We start from the raw sequence: 18,573 nt of genomic DNA, 5'->3' as shown, positions 1-18,573 counted from the left end.
GTCACTACGCGTCCCCCTTGTCCTGCACGGACTTCCCGGACTGCACGGGCATGGACTGGACGGACGGCGTGGGCCGCACGGCCCGCTCGTCCTCCTCGCCGCCCTGGTCCGCCGCCTCCAGGACGCCCCGGGGCAGCCGCAGTGTGAACACCGCACCGCCCTCCGGGGAGTTGGCGGCGGTGATCTCGCCGCCGTGGATGTGGGCGTTCTCCAGGGCGATGGACAGGCCGAGCCCACTGCCCTCGGAGCGCGGCCGGGAGGCGCTCGCCTTGTAGAACCGGTCGAAGACGTGCGGCAGCACCTCCTCGGGGATGCCGGGCCCGTGGTCGCGCACCGAGATGACGACCGCGTCGTCCGCCGCCGACACCGACACCCGCACCGGCGAACCGCCGTGCTTGAGCGCGTTGCCGATGAGGTTGGCGAGGATCACGTCCAGCCGGCGCGGGTCGAGCAGGGCGTGGATGCCGCGCTCGGCGTCCAGGTCGACCGCGTCCAGCCAGGCGCGCGCGTCGATGCAGTGGGTGATCTGGTCGGCGACATCGACGTCGTCCAGGACCAGCCGCGCCGTACCGGCGTCGAAGCGGGTGACCTCCATCAGGTTCTCGACGAGGTTGTTCAGCCGCCGTGTCTCGCTGACGACCAGCCGCACCGCGGGCTCGATCATCGGGTCGATGCTGCCCGACTCGGCGTCCAGCTCCTCCTCCAGCACCTCCGCGACGGTGGTGATGGCGGTCAGCGGAGTCCGCAGCTCGTGCGACATGTCGGCGACGAACCGCCGTGAGGCGTTGTCCCGCGCGGCCATGTCGGCGACCCGCTTCTCCAGGGACTCCGCGGCCCGGTTGAACGTCCGTGACAGATCGGCGAGTTCGTCCGTCCCGGACACCCGCAGCCGGGTGTCGAACCGGCCCTCGCCGAGCCGCCGCGCCGCGACGCCCAGCCGGTGCACCGGCTTCAGCACGGTCGTCCCGGCGGCCTGCGCGAGCAGCGCGGCCCCGATCAGTGCGAGACCGGTGGCGATCCCCAGCGACCAGGCCAGCGAGTTGAGGTCCTTGGCCTCCGGCTCCAGCGACTTGCGCATGTACCCGGTCGGCCCGCCCCCGTTCACCTGCGTCCCGGCCACCAGATACGGCGTTCCGTGGTCGACGACCCGCTGCCAGTACAGGTGGTACGGCGCCTTGTTGCCGCCCGTGACGTCCTGCCGCTTGTTCACCGCCGTACGCAGCGCCCCGGGCACGTCCTCCAGCGAGAACCCGTTGAGGCCGCCCGAGTTGCCGTAGACGGTCTTGCCGCTGGAGTCCTCGCCCACCAGCAGCACGCTGAAGCGCTGGCTGCTGTTGGCCATCTGCCCGGCGGTGTGCTGGAGCTCGTCCTGCGAGGGATGCTCGGGCAGCGAACCCGCCCGGTTCTCCATCTCCTGCTCGAAGTCCCGCAGCACCGCACCCTGGGTACGGGTCAGCACGGCCTCGCGGTTGAGCCAGTACGCGATGCCGGACGCGGACACCGCGGCGGTCAGCGCCACCGCCCCGAAGACGACGACGAGCCGCAGCCGCAGGCTGGTGAAACGCAGCCGCGAAAGTCTTCCCTTACGCGCCGCGGACCAGCCGCGGAGCCCCCCTTGCCGCTGTGTCACTGAGGGGCGTCCAGGCGGTAGCCGACGCCGCGCACGGTACGGATCAGGACCGGGGACGACGGCACGTCCTCCACCTTGGCCCGCAGCCGCTGGACACAGGCGTCCACCAGCCGCGAGTCGCCCAGGTAGTCGTGTTCCCACACCAGCCGCAGCAGCTGCTGCCGGGACAGCGCCTGCCCCGGCCGCCGGCTCAGTTCGAGCAGCAGCCGCAGTTCGGTCGGCGTGAGCTGCAGATCCTCGCCGTTCTTCGTCACCGTCATCGCCGCGCGGTCGATGACGAGACTGCCGAACGTCGCCGAATCGCTCGACTCGCGCTCTCCGCGCCGCAGCACGGCCCGGATCCGGGCGTCCAGCACCCGGCCCTGCACGGGTTTGACGACGTAGTCGTCGGCGCCGGACTCCAGCCCGACGACCACGTCGATGTCGTCGCTGCGCGCGGTCAGCAAGATGATCGGCAGTTGGTCGGTGCGCCGGATGCGCCGGCACACCTCGAATCCGTCGATGCCGGGCAGCATCACGTCCAGCACGATGAGATCCGGCCGCTGCTCGCGCAGCAGCTTCAGACCGTCCTCACCGCTGGCAGCGGTGGCCACCCGGTGTCCCTGGCGCGTCAGTGAGAGCTCCAGGGCCGTACGGATGGCGTCGTCGTCCTCGATCAGCAACAGGGAAGGCACGGGCTCATTCTGGCCCATGAGGGGGCTGTCGTTCGACCTGTGGGTCGGTGGTGAGGCGCCAGAGGGAGATGGTTTCCGCGGCGCGGGCCGCGTACAGGGGGTCGGACACATCCCGCGAACACCTGCGCCTGGGTCGTACGCCGGTACGACCCACAACCCGCAGACCTGCGGTTTCGACGAGCCGGAGCAGCTCCTCGCGGGTGCGCAGACCGAGATGTTCGGCCAGATCGGACACGATCAGCCAGCCCTCGCCATCCGGCCGCAGGTGCTGCCCGAGACCCGCCAGGAACCCGCCCGACATCCCGCTGTCCTCGTCGTACACCCCCAGTTCCGGAGCGGCGGTCGGCCGGCCTGGCAGCCACGGCGGGTTGCAGACGACGAGATCGGCACGCCCGGACGCGGCACCGTCCGCCGCGCCGGCACCGCCGCGAGGACCTCGGTGCCGGTGCCCAGGTCGAACGCGACGGCCGCGGCCGGGTCGCGCCGTACCGTCGTCGGCAGGGGAGCGTCCGCCACGAGGACGACGTACTCGCTCCGGGTCGGCGCGAAGACGCCGTAGTGGGGACGGACGCGTGCGCCCAGCACGGGCACCTCGACGCCCCGCACCCGCCACTGGTGGGCACCGATCACCCCCAGCAGCTCCCGCAGCGGGACCGGCGACGGGCCACCGTGCAGTCGTCGGCCAGTTCGACCAGCAGCCGGTCCAGCACGTCAACTGCCGTACCCCGGACGCCTGTGGACGGTCTGTGGAGTTGTCGTGACAGGCCCCTGTGACAGGTCTGTGACAGTCGGCGGACACGGCGATGAAGTGCCCCGGGCAATCTTTTGGTCACGGACAAGGCGACGCGGAAACACAGCGGAGCCGGACCGGCGCAGGAGACCGAACACCGGAAGTCCACGACGGGGGGCGCGAGATGAACACGCTGCACGGTATGAGCACCAACGCAGTCGCAGTCGTCACGCGTCTGCACGACGTACACCGGGGTTCCGAGAAGTCCGGTGCCGTGAGCGGGCGGGGGTGCGCTCGCGGCACCGGGCGACAGCACACCACCTTCATGACGGTGGTCGACACGGGGGAACAGGCGGCTCACGGGGGAGCCGCGTACAGGGAGGACACGGGGGAGCGTCGCTCGCTGACCGAGGCGGAGTTCACCGCCTACGTCCAGGAGCGCCGCGCCTCCCTGTACGCCACCGCCTACCACCTCACCGGCGACCGCTTCGAGGCCGAGGACCTGCTCCAGAGCGCGCTGTTCTCGACGTACCGGGCGTGGGACCGGATCAGTGACAAGGCCGCGGTCGGCGGATACCTCCGCCGGACGATGACCAACCTGCACATCAGCGCGTGGCGCCGCCGCAAGCTGAACGAGTACCCGACCGAGGAGCTGCCGGAGACGGCCGGCGACACGGACGCGATGCGCGGCACCGAGCTGCGCGCGGTCCTGTGGCAGGCGCTGGCCCGGCTCCCCGAACTCCAGCGGACGATGCTGGTCCTTCGTTACTACGAGGGCCGCACCGACCCGGAGATCGCGGAGATCCTCGACATCAGTGTCGGCACGGTGAAGTCCAGCATCTGGCGGTCGCTCCGCCGGCTGCGCGAGGACGAGGTCCTCAGCTTCGGCCGTGACGAGGAAGACGCCTTCGGGGAGCTTGTCGCCTGAGGGTGAACGGGGGAAGGCCCGGCTCCGCTCAGGGGAGCCGGTGAACGGGGGAGCACGGGGGAACACGGGGGAAGCGGTACCGGGGGGCCCGACGGGGGACGTCGGCGGAGCGGTACCGCGCAAGCACGGGGGAAGCACCACCCCGGGGGGACACGGGGGAGCACCGAGGAAGCGGGGCTGGAGGGCCGGGGGGTCCGTCCAGTCCCGCTTCTGCGTGTCCGCCGCGCCGGTGTGAGCGTCCTAGGCGGCCGTGCGCGCCGTCGGGGCGCGGTCGCCCGCCGTCGCCGCCGCCAGGCGGCCCAACGCCTCGTCGCGGTCGCAGGCGTGCGCTCCGAGCGCGGTCTGCCGGGCGACGATCGAGCGTTCGGAGCGCATCAGCCGCCAGCCGCGGCGCAGCAGGAAGGGCACCGACTTGCGGCCCTCCTTCAGATCGCGCAGGAAGCGGCGGCGGAAGGTCTTCACCGGTCCGCGGCTCAGGCACAGCGCGTCGGCCAGGACGCCCAGTTCGCGGCACCGGTTCACGATCTCGGCGGCGAAGATGCCCTCCGCGATGAACACCGGGGTCCGTCCGATGTCGATCGCGTCCGCACCGGTACGCGCGCTGAGCGAGATGTCGTAGACGGGAACGTTCGTACGGCCCGTGCCGCACAGTTCCACGATCGAGGCGACGGCCGTGTCCGCGTCCCACGAGCCGGGGTGGTCCCAGTCGATGTCGGAACTCCCGTCGACCAGCGGCAGCGTCGGGTCGTCGCCCTCCTTGTAGAAGTCGTCGAGCCGCAGCACCGGCAGGCCGGAGCGGGCCGCGAGCAGGGACTTGCCGGAGCCGGAAGGGCCGCAGAGCAGCACGACTCGCGTCGGTATGGGCGGAGGGGAGGTCACGGGACACCAGTGTGAGGCATCCCCCCGGCCGTCAACGACCCCGCGGGTCGGCTTTGATGCGTGCGTCACACCTCAACTACCCTTCGTGTCGACCTGATCACCTTGCGCATCAGAAGGCGGCATCGATGGCCCGACATGTTTCCCCCCAGACCTCCACCGGCCGGCGCGCCCTCGCCGCCCTCGCGACCGCCGGGGTGGCGCTGGGCGCCGGCGCCGGGACCGCCGCCGCGGCGACCGGCGAGCCGGTCGCCGAAGTGGTGCGGACGAGGCCCACCTCGGCCGGTCAGCTCGACCCGCAGGCGGGCGTGCAGGGGGTGCTCGGCTCCCTGACGTACGTCACCGGCGCCGTGACCGGCCTCAAGCCCAACCCCCTCGCGGGCACCGGCGTCGACCCGCTCGACAACGGCGTCGGCACCCAGCTCGCCGACTTCAAGCCGCTGACCTCCCAGATGCTCACCGGGCCGGTGGCGCAGGCGCAGTCCATCGGCTCGGTCCCGGTGCTGGGTGACGTGACGAAGGCGCTGGGAGGCGTCACGAAGGTGCTGGGCGGCTGAGGCCGGCCCGCACGGACGGAAGCCGCGCCGCCCCCGGACGGAGGGGTGGCGCGGCTTCCGCGTCTCGGGGGCCCGGTGACCTGCCTAGTACGACGAGCCCGAGGCGCCCAGTGAACCCGTGGGGTGCCAGACCGTCTTCGTCTCCAGGAAGGCCGTCATGCGGTCGGTGCCGGGAGCCGCCGACCAGTCGTCCACAGGCTGTGGACGAAGGACGCGCTTCAGGTTGTCGGCCGCGGCGATCTCCAGCTCCTTCGCCAGCACGTCGTCGGCGCCCGCCAGGTCGATCGCGTTGACGTCCTGGTGGGAGGCGAGCGGCGCCGCGATCTCCGCCGTACGGCCGGACAGGACGTTGACGACCCCGCCGGGCACGTCGGAGGTGGCCAGCACCTCGCCGAGCGACAGCGCCGGGAGCGGCGAGCGCTCGCTCGCGATCACGATCGCCGTGTTGCCGGTCGCGATCACCGGGGCGAGCACCGAGACCAGGCCCAGGAAGGACGACTCCTGCGGGGCCAGCACCGCGACCACGCCCGTCGGTTCGGGCGAGGAGAGGTTGAAGTACGGGCCCGCGACCGGGTTTCCGCCGCCCACGACCTGGGCGATCTTGTCGGTCCAGCCCGCGTACCAGACCCAGCGGTCGATCGTCGCCTCGACCTGGTCGGCGGCCTTGGACTTCGACACGCCCTCGGCCTCGGCGACCTCGTGGACGAACTGACCCTTGCGGCCCTCCAGCATCTCCGCGACGCGGTAGAGGATCTGGCCGCGGTTGTACGCCGTCGCCCCGGACCAGCCGCCGAACGCCTTGCGCGCGGCGACGACCGCGTCCCGGGCGTCCTTGCGGGACGACTGCGGTGCGTTGGCCAGCCACTTGCCCTTTGCGTCGGTCACCTCGTACACCCGGCCGCTCTCGGAACGCGGGAACTTCCCGCCGACGTACAGCTTGTAGGTCTTGAAGACGCTGAGCCGCTGCTGCTGATCGGTCTTGTCGGTCTTATCGGACATCGAGGTACGCCTCCAGGCCGTGGCGGCCGCCCTCGCGGCCGAAGCCCGACTCCTTGTAGCCGCCGAACGGCGACGTCGGGTCGAACTTGTTGAACGTGTTGGACCAGATCACGCCCGCGCGGAGCTTGCTCGCCACCGCGAGGATGCGGGAGCCCTTCTCCGTCCAGATGCCGGCCGACAGGCCGTACGGCGTGTTGTTGGCCTTGGCGACGGCCTCCTCCGGCGTGCGGAAGCTGAGGACCGACAGGACCGGGCCGAAGATCTCGTCGCGGGCTACGGTGTGCGCCTGGGTGACGTTCGTGAAGAGCGTCGGGGCGAACCAGTAGCCGGACGTGGGCAGTTCGCAGGCCGGGGACCAGCGTTCGGCGCCCTCCGCCTCGCCCTGCTCGACGAGCGAGGTGATGCGCGAGAGCTGCTCGGCGGAGTTGATCGCGCCGATGTCGGTGTTCTTGTCGAGCGGATCGCCGAGCCGGAGGGTGGCGAGGCGGCGCTTGAGCGACTCCAGCAGCTCGTCCTGGATCGACTCCTGGACGAGGAGCCGGCTGCCCGCGCAGCAGACCTGGCCCTGGTTGAAGAAGATGCCGCTGACGATGCCCTCGACGGCCTGGTCGATCGGCGCGTCGTCGAAGACGATGTTGGCGCCCTTGCCGCCCAGTTCGAGCGTGACCTTCTTGTGCGAGCCCGCGACCTGCCGGGCGATCGCCTTGCCGACGGCGGTGGAGCCGGTGAAGGCGACCTTGTTCACGTCCGGGTGCGCGACCAGCGCGGCACCGGCGTCGCCGTACCCGGGAAGGATGTTGACGACGCCCTTGGGCAGGCCCGCCTGGCGGCAGATGTCCGCGAAGAACAGGGCCGACAGCGGGGTCGTCTCGGCCGGCTTCAGGACGACCGTGTTGCCGGTGGCGAGCGCCGGGGCGATCTTCCACGCCAGCATCAGCAGGGGGAAGTTCCAGGGGATGACCTGGCCGGCGACGCCCAGCGGCCTCGGGGACGCTCCGAAGCCGGCGTGGTCGAGCTTGTCTGCCCAGCCCGCGTAGTAGAAGAAGTGCGCGGCGACCAGGGGCAGGTCGGCGTCGCGCGTCTCCTTGATCGGCTTGCCGTTGTCCAGCGTCTCCAGGACGGCCAGCTCGCGGCTGCGCTCCTGGATGATCCGGGCGATGCGGAACAGGTACTTGGCGCGCTCGGAGCCCGGCAGCGCGGACCACTTCCCGAAGGCCTTGCGGGCGGCCCGCACGGCACGGTCGACGTCCGCCTCGCCCGCCTGGGCGATCTCGGAGAGGACCTCCTCGGTGGACGGCGAGACGGTCTTGAAGACCTTGCCCTCGGCCGCCTCGGTGAACTCACCGTCGATGAACAGACCGTAGGAGGGGGCGATGTCGACGACCGAGCGGGACTCGGGGGCCGGAGCGTACTCGAATGCGGATGCAGTCGTGGATGCCATGGTGATCAGTCCACCGTCACGTAGTCGGGGCCGGAGTAGCGGCCGGTGGCCAGCTTCTGACGCTGCATCAGCAGGTCGTTCAGGAGCGAGGAGGCGCCGAAGCGGAACCAGTGGTTGTCCAGCCAGTCCTCGCCCGCGGTCTCGTTGACCAGGACGAGGAACTTGATCGCGTCCTTGGTGGTGCGGATGCCGCCGGCGGGCTTCACGCCGACCTGGACGCCGGTCTGGGCACGGAAGTCGCGCACCGCCTCCAGCATCAGCAGGGTGTTCGCGGGAGTGGCGTTGACGGCGACCTTGCCGGTCGAGGTCTTGATGAAGTCGGCGCCCGCGAGCATGCCGAGCCAGCTCGCCCGGCGGATGTTGTCGTACGTCGACAGCTCGCCCGTCTCGAAGATGACCTTCAGCCGGGCGGCCGTCCCGCACACCTCGCGCACGGCGGTGATCTCGTCGTACACCTTCAGATACTTGCCCGCGAGGAACGCCCCGCGGTCGATGACCATGTCGATCTCGTCGGCGCCCGCGGCGACGGCGTCGCGGACGTCCGCGAGCTTCACGTCGAGGGCGGCGCGGCCGGCCGGGAAGGCGGTGGCGACCGACGCGACCTTGACGCCGGAGCCGGCGACGGCCGCCTTGGCGGTGGCCACCATGTCCGGATACACGCAGACCGCGGCCGCGGTCGGGGTCGTACGGTCGGTCGGGTCGGGGTGGACCGCCTTCGCGCCGAGCGCCCGGACCTTGCCCGGGGTGTCCGCGCCTTCCAGCGTCGTCAGGTCGACCATCGAGATGGCGAGGTCGATGGCGTACGCCTTCGCGGTCGTCTTGATGGAACGGGTGCCGAGCGCGGCGGCGCGCGCCTCCAGGCCGACCGTGTCGACGCCGGGCAGCCCGTGGAGGAAGCGGCGCAGCGAGCCGTCGGACGCCGTGACGTCCGTGAGTGCGTCGGCTGCGGTAGGTGTATTGGTGGGCATGGTCACCAGACGAGCATATCTACGCGCGTAGCGGCTGTACACCCCGTCGGTTGCATCCGTGCTCGTCGGGAACGGCGGGGCCGCGGATGAGCGGGCCGGCGGGCGTCGGGCAGAATCGGGGCCATGACGACCCCGGAAGACCAGTCACCCGCGCCGCAGCCTTCGGCACCCGAGACCAAGGACCGCATCTACCGGTCGCCCGCGGGCATGGCCGGTGGCGTGCTGCTGCTGGGCCTGGTGGGCTGGCTCGGCCTCGACGCGATCCTCGTGGGCGAAGGGAGCACGCCGTGGCTGGCGCTCGCCTCGCTGATCCTGGCGGTGCCGCTGGTCGTCGCCTTCACGCTGCGGCCCGCCGTGTTCGCGGGCCAGGACCGGCTCCGGGTGCGCAATCCGTTCCGGGTGATCGTGCTGCCGTGGGGGCAGGTGGCCTCCCTGCGGTCCGGCTACTCCAACGAGGTCGTCGCCGCGTCGGGGAAGAAGTTCCAGCTGTGGTCCATCCCGGTCTCGCTGCGCGCGCGGAAGAAGGCGAACCGGCGGGAGTCCAAGGCGGCGGCGGAGCGGACCGGGCGGACCGGCGGCCGTGACGCCGCCCGGGGCGGCAGCGGATTCGGAGGCCTCGGCGGCCTCGGCGGCGGGCTGTCGCGTGGCGGCGGCGCCGCCGTACCGGACGGGCCCGTGCGCGCCGAGACCGACCGGGTCATGGACGAGCTGCGGGAGCTGTGGGGGGCGCGCGAGAAGGAGGAGACCGCGCAGGGCGAGGTGACCGCGCGCTGGGCCTGGGAGATCCTGGGCCCGGCGGTGGCGGGGGCCGTGGTGCTGGGGATTCTGCTGGCTGTGGGGTGAGGGGGCGCGGGGTGCTGGGTGCGGGGTGCGGGGTGTCGGGCCCTGGGCGCGGGGGGCCGGGCGTCGTGTGTGGGGTGCGGGACGGCGAGTGCGGGACGGCGAGTGCTGGGCGCGCGTGACGCGGGGTGTCGCGTGTGAGGTGGGGGTGTCGCGTGGGGTGCGGCGCGGTGTAGGGGGTGTGGGCCCGGAGGCCCGGAGCGGGTTGCGGGGTGGGGTGTCGAAGTCGGGTGGGGCGGATTGTGATCTGGGCGTTGCCGCGGATCACAGGGTCTTTCGTCATCATCGGCACATGCTCTGGTCGTGACGGGTGTGGCTCGTGCCCTGGTCGTGACGGGTGTGGCTCTGTCTCGGTCGGGACGGCCGGTGTGGGGCGGAGATCTGGTGGGTCGGTAGGTCGGGGGAGCGATGAGTACAGATTCTGCTGAGGTTCTGCGGCTGCCGGGGGCGGTGATACCCGAGGGCTGCCGGTCCTGGGACGCCGAGCAGGCGGGGCGCTGGACGCGCGGGCTGCCGCCGCGCTGGGTGCCCGTGCGGGCGCGGACGTCCGTGTTCGTGGCGCTGCCGGTGGTGGCCACTGCCGGTGCCGGTCTGCTGCACCGGTCCGCGGGACTGCCCGCCTGGGCTGCCGCGCTGGTCGCCCTGCACGTCGTGTGGCTGGTGCTGCGGCCTGAGGCGGCCCTGGTCCTCGTGCCGTTCGCCGTTGCCGTCGTATCGATGCCGGGGGACCTCGCCTGGCCCGTCCGGCTGGGGCTGACGGCCGCGCTCGTGGGCGTCTGGGTGGCCGTGGGCCTGCGGCTGGCCGCGCGGAAACGGCAGCGGGCGGCGGGGCTGGAGGCCGCCGGCGGAGTGACCGCCGAGGTGCCCCGGGCGCCCGGGGCCGGGGGCGGACGGGCGGAGCGGGGCACGTTCCTGCTGTGGTCCGGGCTCGTCATGGTCGTCGCCGCAGGCGCCCTGTACGCCACCGCGGGTCTCTGGGACCTGGCCGAGGACCGGCAGGTGGTCCCGGCGGCCGCCTGGTGCCTCGCGGGGCTCGGCCTCACCGTGCTGTTCTCGGCGGTGTCGGCCCGCCGCCGGGCCGTCGGCCTGCGCGGGGCGCCCGTCCCGGTGCTGCGCGTGCTCGTGCGGGAGAACGCCGACGTCGAGACCGAGGTCTTCGCCGCCGACGACCTCGCCGCGCTGCGACCCCTGTTCACGGTCTCCACCATCGAGGTCGACGGGCGCGCGGGCGACGACGAGGACGAGGACGAGACCGAGGACGAGACTGAGGACGACGCTGACGACGAGAGCCTTCGGGAGCTGATCTCGCGGATCGACGACGAGCGCGCCGGGCCGCTGCGCGAGGCCGTTCTGTACGGGACCCCCTACGACGGCGCCGAGGTCGTGTTCCTCGCCGCCGCCGACAAGGCCGGTGAGCCGCCGGTGGTGGAGGCGTCCGTCGGGCCCGTGCGGCCGGTGACGGCCCTCGCCTACCGGTGGCGGGCCAGGACCGAGCGGGGGAAGGCTCTCCGGGAGGCTCGGCAGGAGGAGCTGCGCGGGGCCGCCGCCGCGGTCGTCGTCGCCGAGCGGACCGGCCGGAAGGCCGCCGCGGGGGTACGGAAGTGGCGTGCCGGGTGGGCAGACTGGCTCGCCGTCGGGCTGGTGCTGCTGTTCCTCCCGATCTACTGGGAGGACTCCGGGTGGTGGAGGTACGGCTACGGCCTGGTCGCCACGCTGCTCGCCGCCCTGCTGCTGCCGCGCCGGATCGCCTGGCGGGTCACCGCCGATCACGAGGGCCTGTGGTTCAACGGTCTGAGCGGCCCCCGGCACCTCGCCTGGGATCACATCCGGGTCGCGGAGTGCGAGGGCGCCCGGCTGCGGGTCCTCGGCACGCGGGCCTCGTTCGAGGAGTGGCGGGTGGCCTCGCCGCGCTGGCCGTGGCTGGAGAGCAGGCTCGGCGTGCTGCACCCGTACGAGCGGACTGCCGCCGAGATCACCGCGATGTGGCGGGACCCGGCGACCCGCCCGTCCGCCCCTGCCGATGAGCGGCAACGAGGACGTGCGCTGTGGCCGCTCGGGATCGCCATCGGCATCGTGGGCGCGGCGACGGTGATCCTCCTGCCGTGACGGCTCCCGCCGGGCGGCTCCCGCCGGGCGGCTCCCGCCGTGGGCCCCCTTCGGTGGCCTCGTCCGGGGTCCGCGTGCGGCGGCGCCGGGTCACCCGGGAGGGGTGCCCGGCGCACGTATGTCGTGGGTTCGGCCCACCCCGTCGACGAAGGCGCCCGAGGAGACCGCGGCGCGGTGCCCGCCGTGCCGGGGCAGGGCCACCGGTAGGAGCCGTCGGCGTACGCGCGGACGGTGGTCCTCCTCCTTGACGCCCGCCCGGCCCGTGAAGGGACCGTCCCACGGGGCTCGTGCGGCTCGTGCGGCTCGGTTCTCCATCGCCCGGGTGTCCGAACGCCTCGCCGGGCTTGCCGCGCGTATGACGCGCGGCCTCCCACGAGGGTCGTGCGGTCCGTGGAGTCCGTGCGGCTGTGTCTCTCGGGTGGCTTCCGAGGTCAGATGCCGGCCGCCGCCGACAGGTCCCGCTTGATCGCGGTGAGCAGGGCGTCGGCCGTGCTGCGGGCCGTCGGGAGGTCGGCGTGGGTGGGGGCCGGGACCACGACCTCCAGGTAGCACTTCAGCTTCGGTTCGGTGCCGCTGGGGCGGACGATGACCCGGGCGCCGTCCAGCGTGTAGCGCAGGCCGTCGGTGGGGGGCAGCCTGTCGGTGCCTTGAGTGAGGTCCTCGGCGCGAGTGATGGCCAGGCCCGCGAGGGAGGCCGGGGGCTGCTCGCGGAGGCGCCGCATCGCGCGGGCGATGAGCGAGAGGTCCTGGACGCGCACCGAGAGCTGGTCGGTGGCGTGCAGACCGTGCTCCACGGCGAGGTCGTCGAGCAGGTCGAGGAGGGTGCGGCCCTCGGACTTGAGGGTGGAGGCGAGCTCCGTGATCAGCAGGGCGGCGGTGATGCCGTCCTTGTCGCGTACGCCCTCGGGATCGACGCAGTAGCCGAGGGCCTCCTCGTAGCCGTAGCGCAGGCCGTCGACGCGGGCGATCCACTTGAAGCCGGTGAGGGTCTCCTCGTAGGGCAGGCCCGCCTTCTCGGCGATACGGCCGAGGAGGGAGGAGGACACGATCGACTCGGCGAACGTGCCCCGCGCGCCGCGCCGGACGAGGTGCGCGGCGAGGAGCGAGCCGACCTCGTCGCCCCGCAGCATGCGCCAGTCGCCGTCGTGGGGCACGGCCACGGCGCAGCGGTCGGCGTCCGGGTCGTTGGCGATGATCAGGTCGGGACCGGTCTCGCGGGCCCTGGCGAAGGCCAGGTCCATCGCGCCGGGCTCTTCCGGGTTGGGGAAGGCGACGGTCGGGAAGTCCGGGTCGGGTTCGGCCTGCTCGGCGACGAGGACGGGCTCGGGGAAGCCCGCGCGGGCGAAGGCGGCCAGCAGGACGTCCTTGCCGACGCCGTGCATCGCCGTGTACACCGTGCGGGCCGTGCGGGGGGAGTCCGCGGCGAGGACGGCGTCCGTACGGGCCAGATAGGCGTCGAGGACGGCGTCGTCGAGGGTCTGCCAGCCGGCCTCCGGACGCGGAACGTCCTTCAGGGCGGCGATCGCGTCGATCTCGGCCGCGATCTCGGCGTCGGCGGGCGGCACGATCTGCGAGCCGTCCCCCAGGTACACCTTGTAGCCGTTGTCGCGCGGCGGGTTGTGGCTGGCGGTGACCTCCACGCCGGCGACCGCGCCCAGGTGCCTTATGGCGAAGGCGAGGACGGGGGTGGGGAGAGGACGGGGGAGCACGGCCGCGCGGAAGCCCGCGCCCGTCATCACGGCCGCCGTGTCGCGGGCGAAGTCCTCCGACTTGTGACGGGCGTCGTAGCCGATGACGACGACGCCGCCGGTCCCGCCGTTCTTCGTGAGGTACGCGGCGAGGCCGGCCGCGGCCCGGATCACGACGGAGCGGTTCATCCGCATGGGCCCGGCTCCGAGCTCACCGCGGAGCCCCGCCGTACCGAACTGGAGGGTGCCGCCGAAGCGCTCGGCGAGCTCGCTGACGTCCGCGGCCTCGATGAGCGCGGCGAGTTCGTCGCGGGTCTCCGGGTCGGGGTCCTCGGCGAGCCACGCGTGGGCGCGGGCGATGACGTCGTGCACGTCGGTGTCAACCTCTCGTCGTCTCGTGGTCCGGGTTCCCGGGGACTGCGGCCCCGGACCCCCATCGGCCCGGAACGGGCCTCGTCGAGCACCGGACGGGCCGAGTCGCAGGGACCGGCGCCGCGGTGCGAGCGCCCCTACAGCCGGCCCAGCACCTGTGCCAGCAGGGAGCCCATGCGGGTCGCCGAGTCGCGCCCCGCCTGGAGGACCTCCTCGTGGTTCAGCGGCTCGCCGGTCATGCCGGCGGCGAGGTTGGTCACGAGGGAGATGCCGAGCACCTCGGCCCCCGCCTCACGGGCCGCGATGGCCTCCAGCACGGTCGACATGCCCACCAGGTCCGCGCCGATGGTGCGGGCCATCCGGATCTCGGCGGGCGTCTCGTAGTGCGGGCCGGGGAACTGGGCGTAGACGCCCTCCTCGAGCGTGGCGTCGATCTCCTTGCACAGGGTGCGCAGCCGCGGCGAGTACAGGTCCGTGAGGTCCACGAAGTTCGCGCCGAGGATGGGGGAGGTCGCCGTGAGGTTGATGTGGTCGCTGATCAGCACCGGCTGCCCGGGGCGCATGCCCTCGCGCAGGCCGCCGCAGCCGTTCGTCAGCACGATCGTCTTGCAGCCGGCCGCCACCGCCGTACGGACACCGTGGGCGACGGCGGCGACGCCGCGGCCCTCGTAGTAGTGGGTGCGGCCCAGGAAGACCAGCGCCCGCTTCTCGCCGATCTGGTACGAGCGGATCTTGCCGCCGTGGCCCTCGACCGCGGGCGGCGGGAAACCGGGCAGCTCGGTGACCTGGAACTCGGCGTCGGGAGCGCCCAGGGCGTCCACGGCCGGTGCCCAGCCGGAGCCCATCACGAGGGCGACGTCGTGGGTCTCGGCGCCGGTCAGTTCGCGCAGGCGTGCGGCGGCGGCGTCGGCCGCGGCGTGCGGGTCGCCCTGGATGTCGTCCGGGAGAAGAGATGCGTTCACGCGATGAGGGTAGCCGGTTCCGGCCTACGCGCGTAGATGACAGAGCCCACGGGATGGCGATCGTTGTCTTGTCGTTTCCAACGAGGCGCGGACCGCTGGGCGACGATCAGTCGTCGGTGATCAGGACGTCCTTGTCGTTGAACACCTCGACGATGAAGACCAGCAGGCGTCCGCGGCTGACCGTGTACTCGACGAGAATGTTCTGGGTCAGGCGGATCGTACGGTCGTCGCCGGTGGACCCTATGGGCCTGGACACCGAAAGGAACGGGTCGCGAGCCAGCAGGGCGATGCCCTTGTCGAACGAGGTGCGCTGTTGATCGTCGAGTCGGTCACGGGCCTCGGCGGCCTGCACCGTGTAGTAGACGTCATATGTGCTGGGGCTCATGCGATCTCCCGTTGGTGCGCAGATGCTCCGAGTCTAGAGTCGGTCGCGCTCAGCAAGGCCGCTTGCGGAGCTCCATCACGTAATCGTGTGGTGCTCCCGCCGATTCCGCCGCGTCGGCGATCTCGCCCAGGTAGCGGGCCGCGGGCAGGCCGCCCTCGTAGCCGTTCAGGACGAACATCCAGGCGGACTCCTCCCGGTCCATCGTCTGCACCCGCACCCGGGCGCGCCGGTAGATGCCGAGACTCACGCCCTCCCAGCGGTCCAGCGAGTCCTCGTCCATGGGGGCGACGTCGTACAGCGCGACGAAGACCTGCGCGCCGGGGTCCGAGGGATCCTCGACGACCGTCGCCAGCGCGCCCTCCCAGCCCAGCTGTTCGCCGCCGAACGTCAACCGCCACCCGTTCAGCCAGCCGGTGGCACGCAGTGGCGAGTGGGGAGCGCGGCGGGTCATCAGCCGCGCGTCGAGGTTGCCGGCGTACGCGGCGTAGAGCGACATGCAAGGAGAGTACGGCAGCCCGCGCACGCGTCACTCTCGTAACAGTGGCGCCCCCCGCGGCCCCCGGGGCAGTACCACCGGCCCCCGTGCGGGACAATGGAGTACGTGACTCGGATCGTGATCATCGGTGGCGGACCCGGCGGCTATGAGGCAGCGCTGGTGGCTGCGCAGCTCGGCGCGGAGGTGACCGTCGTCGACTGCGACGGTCTGGGCGGAGCGTCGGTGCTGACCGACTGCGTGCCGTCGAAGACCCTGATCGCCACGGCCGAGGTGATGACCACCTTCGACTCCTCGTACGAGGAGCTGGGGATCATCGTCGCCGACGACACCCCGCCGCTGGAGCAGGCCGCCCGGGTCGTCGGGGTGGACCTCGGCAAGGTCAACCGCCGGGTGAAGCGGCTCGCGCTCGCCCAGTCGCACGACATCACCGCCTCCGTCACCCGGGCCGGCGCGCGCGTGCTGCGCGGGCGCGGCCGGCTGGAGGGCATGCAGGCCCTCGACGGCTCGCGCAAGGTCGTCGTCAGCGCCGCCGACGGCACCGAGGAGACCCTCACCGCCGACGCCGTCCTGCTGGCCACCGGCGCTCACCCGCGCGAGCTGCCGGACGCCCAGCCCGACGGCGAGCGCATCCTGAACTGGACCCAGGTCTACGACCTCGGCGAGCTCCCCGAGGAGCTCATCGTGGTCGGCTCGGGTGTGACCGGCGCGGAGTTCGCCGGCGCCTACCAGGCCCTCGGCTCCAAGGTCACCCTCGTCTCCTCGCGCGACCGCGTGCTGCCCGGCGAGGACCCGGACGCCGCAGCCGTCCTCGAGGACGTCTTCCGGCGCCGCGGCATGAACGTCATGGCCCGCTCGCGCGCCGAGTCCGCCAAGCGGGTCGGTGACCGGGTCGAGGTCACCCTGTCCGACGGCCGGGTCATCACCGGCTCGCACTGCCTCATGGCGGTCGGCGCCATTCCCAACAGCGAGGGGATGGGGCTGGAGGAGGCGGGCGTCAAGGTCCGCGAGTCGGGTCACATCTGGACCGACAAGGTCTCGCGGACCACCGCCCCCGGTGTGTACGCGGCCGGCGACGTGACCGGGATCTTCGCCCTGGCCTCCGTCGCCGCCATGCAGGGCCGTATCGCCATGTACCACTTCCTCGGCGACGCGGTGGCCCCGCTCAACCTCAAGACCGTCTCCTCGAACGTCTTCACCGACCCCGAGATCGCCACCGTCGGCTACAGCCAGGCCGACGTGGACGGCGGCAAGATCGACGCCCGGGTCGTCAAGCTGCCGCTGCTGCGCAACCCGCGCGCCAAGATGCAGGGCATCCGCGACGGCTTCGTCAAGATCTTCTGCCGGCCCGGCACCGGGATCGTCGTCGGCGGTGTGGTCGTGGCGCCGCGCGCCTCGGAACTCATCCACCCGATCTCGATCGCCGTCGACAACAATCTGACGGTCGAACAGATCGCGAACGCGTTCACCGTGTACCCGTCTCTTTCCGGGTCGATCGCGGAAGTGGCGCGACAGTTGCACACCCGCAAGACGGCGGACGAGGGCTGACGGCCGGTTTCGACTCCCCGCTGGTCACGGGGAGTTGACGGCGCGTCGTCGCCGGGTTGCCGGACATGCGGGAGGCATAGGCGCCGGAACTGGGCCCTATACCACTCCCCGTCCCCCTGTGCGAACAACTTCTACTATTCGGCGCAAAGAGCTGAAAGCAGACGGTCGCCCGCGTTACTGTCAGTTTCGTGTTCGCTGCAGAACGTCGTCAATTGATCCTCGAAATGGTGCGAGCGAACGGGGCCGTGTCGCTCCGTGAACTCGCCCGCGTCGTCCAGACCTCCGAAGTGACCGTACGGCGGGACGTGCGCGCACTGGAGGCAGAAGGACTCCTCGACCGCCGGCACGGCGGTGCGGTATTGCCGGGTGGGTTCACGCGAGAATCCGGCTTTCCGCAGAAATCCCATCTCGCGACCGCCGAAAAGACCGCCATCGCGGACCTCGCCGCAAACTTCGTCGAAGAAGGCGAAGCCATCGTGGTCGGGGCGGGCACCACCACACAGGAGCTGGCCCGCCGGCTCGCCCGGGTGCCCGGTCTGACCGTCGTCACCAACTCCCTGCTCGTCGCCCAGGCGTTGGCCCATGCCAACCGGGTCGAGGTCGTGATGACCGGCGGCACCCTGCGCGGCTCCAACTACGCCCTCGTGGGGAGCGGCGCCGAGCAGTCCCTCCAGGGACTCAGGGTGTCGCGGGCCTTCATCTCCGGGAGCGGACTGACCGCGGAGCGCGGGCTGTCCACGTCCAACATGCTGTCGGCGTCCGTGGACCGGGCGCTGGTGCAGGCTGCCGCCGAGGTCGTCGTCCTCGCCGACCACACCAAGCTCGGCACGGACACGATGTTCCAGACCGTGCCGACGGACGTCATCACCCGGCTGGTGACCGACGAGCCGCCCGCGCACGACGACCGTGCGGCCACCGAGCTGCAGGCTCTGGCGGACCAGGGGGTGCAGATCGCCGTGGCCGGGGCGTCGGGAAGCCCGGGGGGTGATGCGGTCCCGGCGCGCCATCAGCAGCAGCGTCGGGACGTGCCGTTGCCGGCTCCGCGGCGGGGGCAGGTGCCGGGCTCCGCCGCGGGTTTGCGGGCGGCCTCGATGCTGGGTGAGCAGACCCCTGGCGGGGAGCGGGCGCGGGTCGCGGATCTGCGCCGTCGGTGACCTCGGGCGGTCGTCGGCGCGGGTGACCTGGGGGTCCGCCCCCAGACCCCCGTCCGGCCCTGAACGGGCCCCGTCCTCGAACTCCCCCGGAGGGGGGACCCCCAGACGGGCTGGATGTCGCCCCCGTAGGCCGGTGGGCCCCCCAAGCCGCAATGTGGGTCTGAGGGCCCGGATGGATCTCAGGGTGGTGAAACGCGGCGAGGCGCCCGGGGAGCGGGCGCC

16 protein-coding genes and 1 pseudogene are annotated in these 18,573 nt (G+C 72.2%); 6 read left to right on the top strand and 11 right to left on the bottom strand.

All coding sequences use genetic code 11. From position 1 onward, the window contains the following. Window positions 1-4: 4 nt before the first annotated feature. The 3 genes and pseudogenes from OG933_RS17285 to OG933_RS17275 all read right to left on the bottom strand — a co-directional run. A complete protein-coding gene (locus tag OG933_RS17285; RefSeq protein WP_405627719.1) occupies window positions 5-1,630 on the bottom strand; it encodes an ATP-binding protein in 1,626 nt (541 codons plus the stop codon). After that, complete coding sequence (gene afsQ1, locus OG933_RS17280; RefSeq protein ID WP_028807033.1) at window positions 1,627-2,304, bottom strand: two-component system response regulator AfsQ1; 678 nt, start codon at window positions 2,302-2,304, stop codon at window positions 1,627-1,629. The genes OG933_RS17285 and afsQ1 overlap by 4 nt, the downstream gene beginning before the upstream one ends. Before the next feature lie 4 nt (window positions 2,305-2,308). Then, window positions 2,309-2,970: pseudogene (locus tag OG933_RS17275) on the bottom strand (methyltransferase); the annotation flags it as partial. 248 nt (window positions 2,971-3,218) lie between these two features. Between OG933_RS17275 and OG933_RS17270 the strand changes: the two are divergent. After that, window positions 3,219-3,962, top strand: coding sequence for a SigE family RNA polymerase sigma factor (locus tag OG933_RS17270; RefSeq protein ID WP_020130995.1), 744 nt, complete (start codon window positions 3,219-3,221; stop codon window positions 3,960-3,962). A 240-nt stretch (window positions 3,963-4,202) separates the two neighbouring features. On the opposite strand, the gene OG933_RS17265 is transcribed toward OG933_RS17270, so the two are convergent. After that, window positions 4,203-4,910, bottom strand: coding sequence for a uridine kinase (locus OG933_RS17265; protein WP_362517424.1), 708 nt, complete (start codon window positions 4,908-4,910; stop codon window positions 4,203-4,205). A 56-nt stretch (window positions 4,911-4,966) separates the two neighbouring features. Here OG933_RS17265 and OG933_RS17260 point away from each other — a divergent pair, with 56 nt between their 5' ends. Beyond that, on the top strand, window positions 4,967-5,395 hold the full coding sequence (locus tag OG933_RS17260) for a hypothetical protein (RefSeq protein WP_405627717.1): 429 nt from the start codon (window positions 4,967-4,969) through the stop codon (window positions 5,393-5,395). Between the two features lie 84 nt (window positions 5,396-5,479). Here the strand turns inward: OG933_RS17260 and OG933_RS17255 are convergent, their stop codons facing one another. From OG933_RS17255 to deoC, 3 genes are read right to left on the bottom strand one after another with little or no spacing between them, the layout of a single operon-like run. Beyond that, complete coding sequence (locus OG933_RS17255; protein WP_362517418.1) at window positions 5,480-6,394, bottom strand: aldehyde dehydrogenase family protein; 915 nt, start codon at window positions 6,392-6,394, stop codon at window positions 5,480-5,482. Then, window positions 6,384-7,835, bottom strand: coding sequence for an aldehyde dehydrogenase family protein (locus OG933_RS17250; protein ID WP_171399097.1), 1,452 nt, complete (start codon window positions 7,833-7,835; stop codon window positions 6,384-6,386). Before OG933_RS17250 ends, OG933_RS17255 begins: the two co-directional genes overlap by 11 nt. Window positions 7,836-7,840: 5 nt before the next feature. After that, window positions 7,841-8,803 (bottom strand): deoxyribose-phosphate aldolase, encoded by a 963-nt coding sequence (gene deoC, locus OG933_RS17245; protein ID WP_362518306.1) that lies wholly within the window; start codon window positions 8,801-8,803, stop codon window positions 7,841-7,843. 123 nt (window positions 8,804-8,926) lie between these two features. On the opposite strand from deoC, the gene OG933_RS17240 reads away from it, so the two are divergent. Together OG933_RS17240 and OG933_RS17235 are read left to right on the top strand one after the other, a co-directional pair. Further along, the gene (locus OG933_RS17240; protein ID WP_362517415.1) at window positions 8,927-9,646 is read left to right on the top strand and encodes a PH domain-containing protein; all 720 of its coding nucleotides are present in this window, start codon (window positions 8,927-8,929) and stop codon (window positions 9,644-9,646) included. 405 nt (window positions 9,647-10,051) lie between these two features. Then, window positions 10,052-11,749: a hypothetical protein gene (locus OG933_RS17235; protein ID WP_405627716.1), complete on the top strand. Its 1,698-nt coding sequence runs from the start codon at window positions 10,052-10,054 to the stop codon at window positions 11,747-11,749. A gap of 431 nt (window positions 11,750-12,180) precedes the next feature. Here OG933_RS17235 and OG933_RS17230 read toward each other — a convergent pair whose 3' ends face one another. The 4 genes from OG933_RS17230 to OG933_RS17215 all read right to left on the bottom strand — a co-directional run bounded on the left by OG933_RS17230 (window position 12,181) and on the right by OG933_RS17215 (window position 15,652). Next, on the bottom strand, window positions 12,181-13,809 hold the full coding sequence (locus OG933_RS17230; RefSeq protein ID WP_362517409.1) for a phospho-sugar mutase: 1,629 nt from the start codon (window positions 13,807-13,809) through the stop codon (window positions 12,181-12,183). Between the two features lie 137 nt (window positions 13,810-13,946). Beyond that, window positions 13,947-14,771, bottom strand: a complete 825-nt coding sequence (locus OG933_RS17225; RefSeq protein ID WP_020128138.1) for a purine-nucleoside phosphorylase — start codon at window positions 14,769-14,771, stop codon at window positions 13,947-13,949. Window positions 14,772-14,877: 106 nt separating this feature from the next. Further along, window positions 14,878-15,156 (bottom strand): type II toxin-antitoxin system RelE/ParE family toxin, encoded by a 279-nt coding sequence (locus OG933_RS17220; protein WP_054242524.1) that lies wholly within the window; start codon window positions 15,154-15,156, stop codon window positions 14,878-14,880. Window positions 15,157-15,205: 49 nt separating this feature from the next. Continuing rightward, window positions 15,206-15,652 (bottom strand): gamma-glutamylcyclotransferase, encoded by a 447-nt coding sequence (locus tag OG933_RS17215; RefSeq protein WP_020128136.1) that lies wholly within the window; start codon window positions 15,650-15,652, stop codon window positions 15,206-15,208. A 96-nt stretch (window positions 15,653-15,748) separates the two neighbouring features. Here OG933_RS17215 and OG933_RS17210 point away from each other — a divergent pair, with 96 nt between their 5' ends. Then, window positions 15,749-17,197, top strand: coding sequence for an NAD(P)H-quinone dehydrogenase (locus OG933_RS17210; protein ID WP_142265905.1), 1,449 nt, complete (start codon window positions 15,749-15,751; stop codon window positions 17,195-17,197). 188 nt (window positions 17,198-17,385) lie between these two features. Further along, a complete protein-coding gene (locus OG933_RS17205) occupies window positions 17,386-18,351 on the top strand; it encodes a DeoR/GlpR family DNA-binding transcription regulator (RefSeq protein ID WP_362517403.1) in 966 nt (321 codons plus the stop codon). Window positions 18,352-18,573: the final 222 nt, after the last annotated feature.

The sequence above is a fragment of the Streptomyces sp. NBC_00016 genome (assembly GCF_045040885.1).
In the GTDB taxonomy this organism is placed as follows: Bacteria; Actinomycetota; Actinomycetes; order Streptomycetales; family Streptomycetaceae; genus Streptomyces; species Streptomyces coriariae.
The sequence above is the reverse complement of the archived record's forward strand: the minus strand, read 5'-3'. Positions and strand labels throughout refer to the sequence as shown.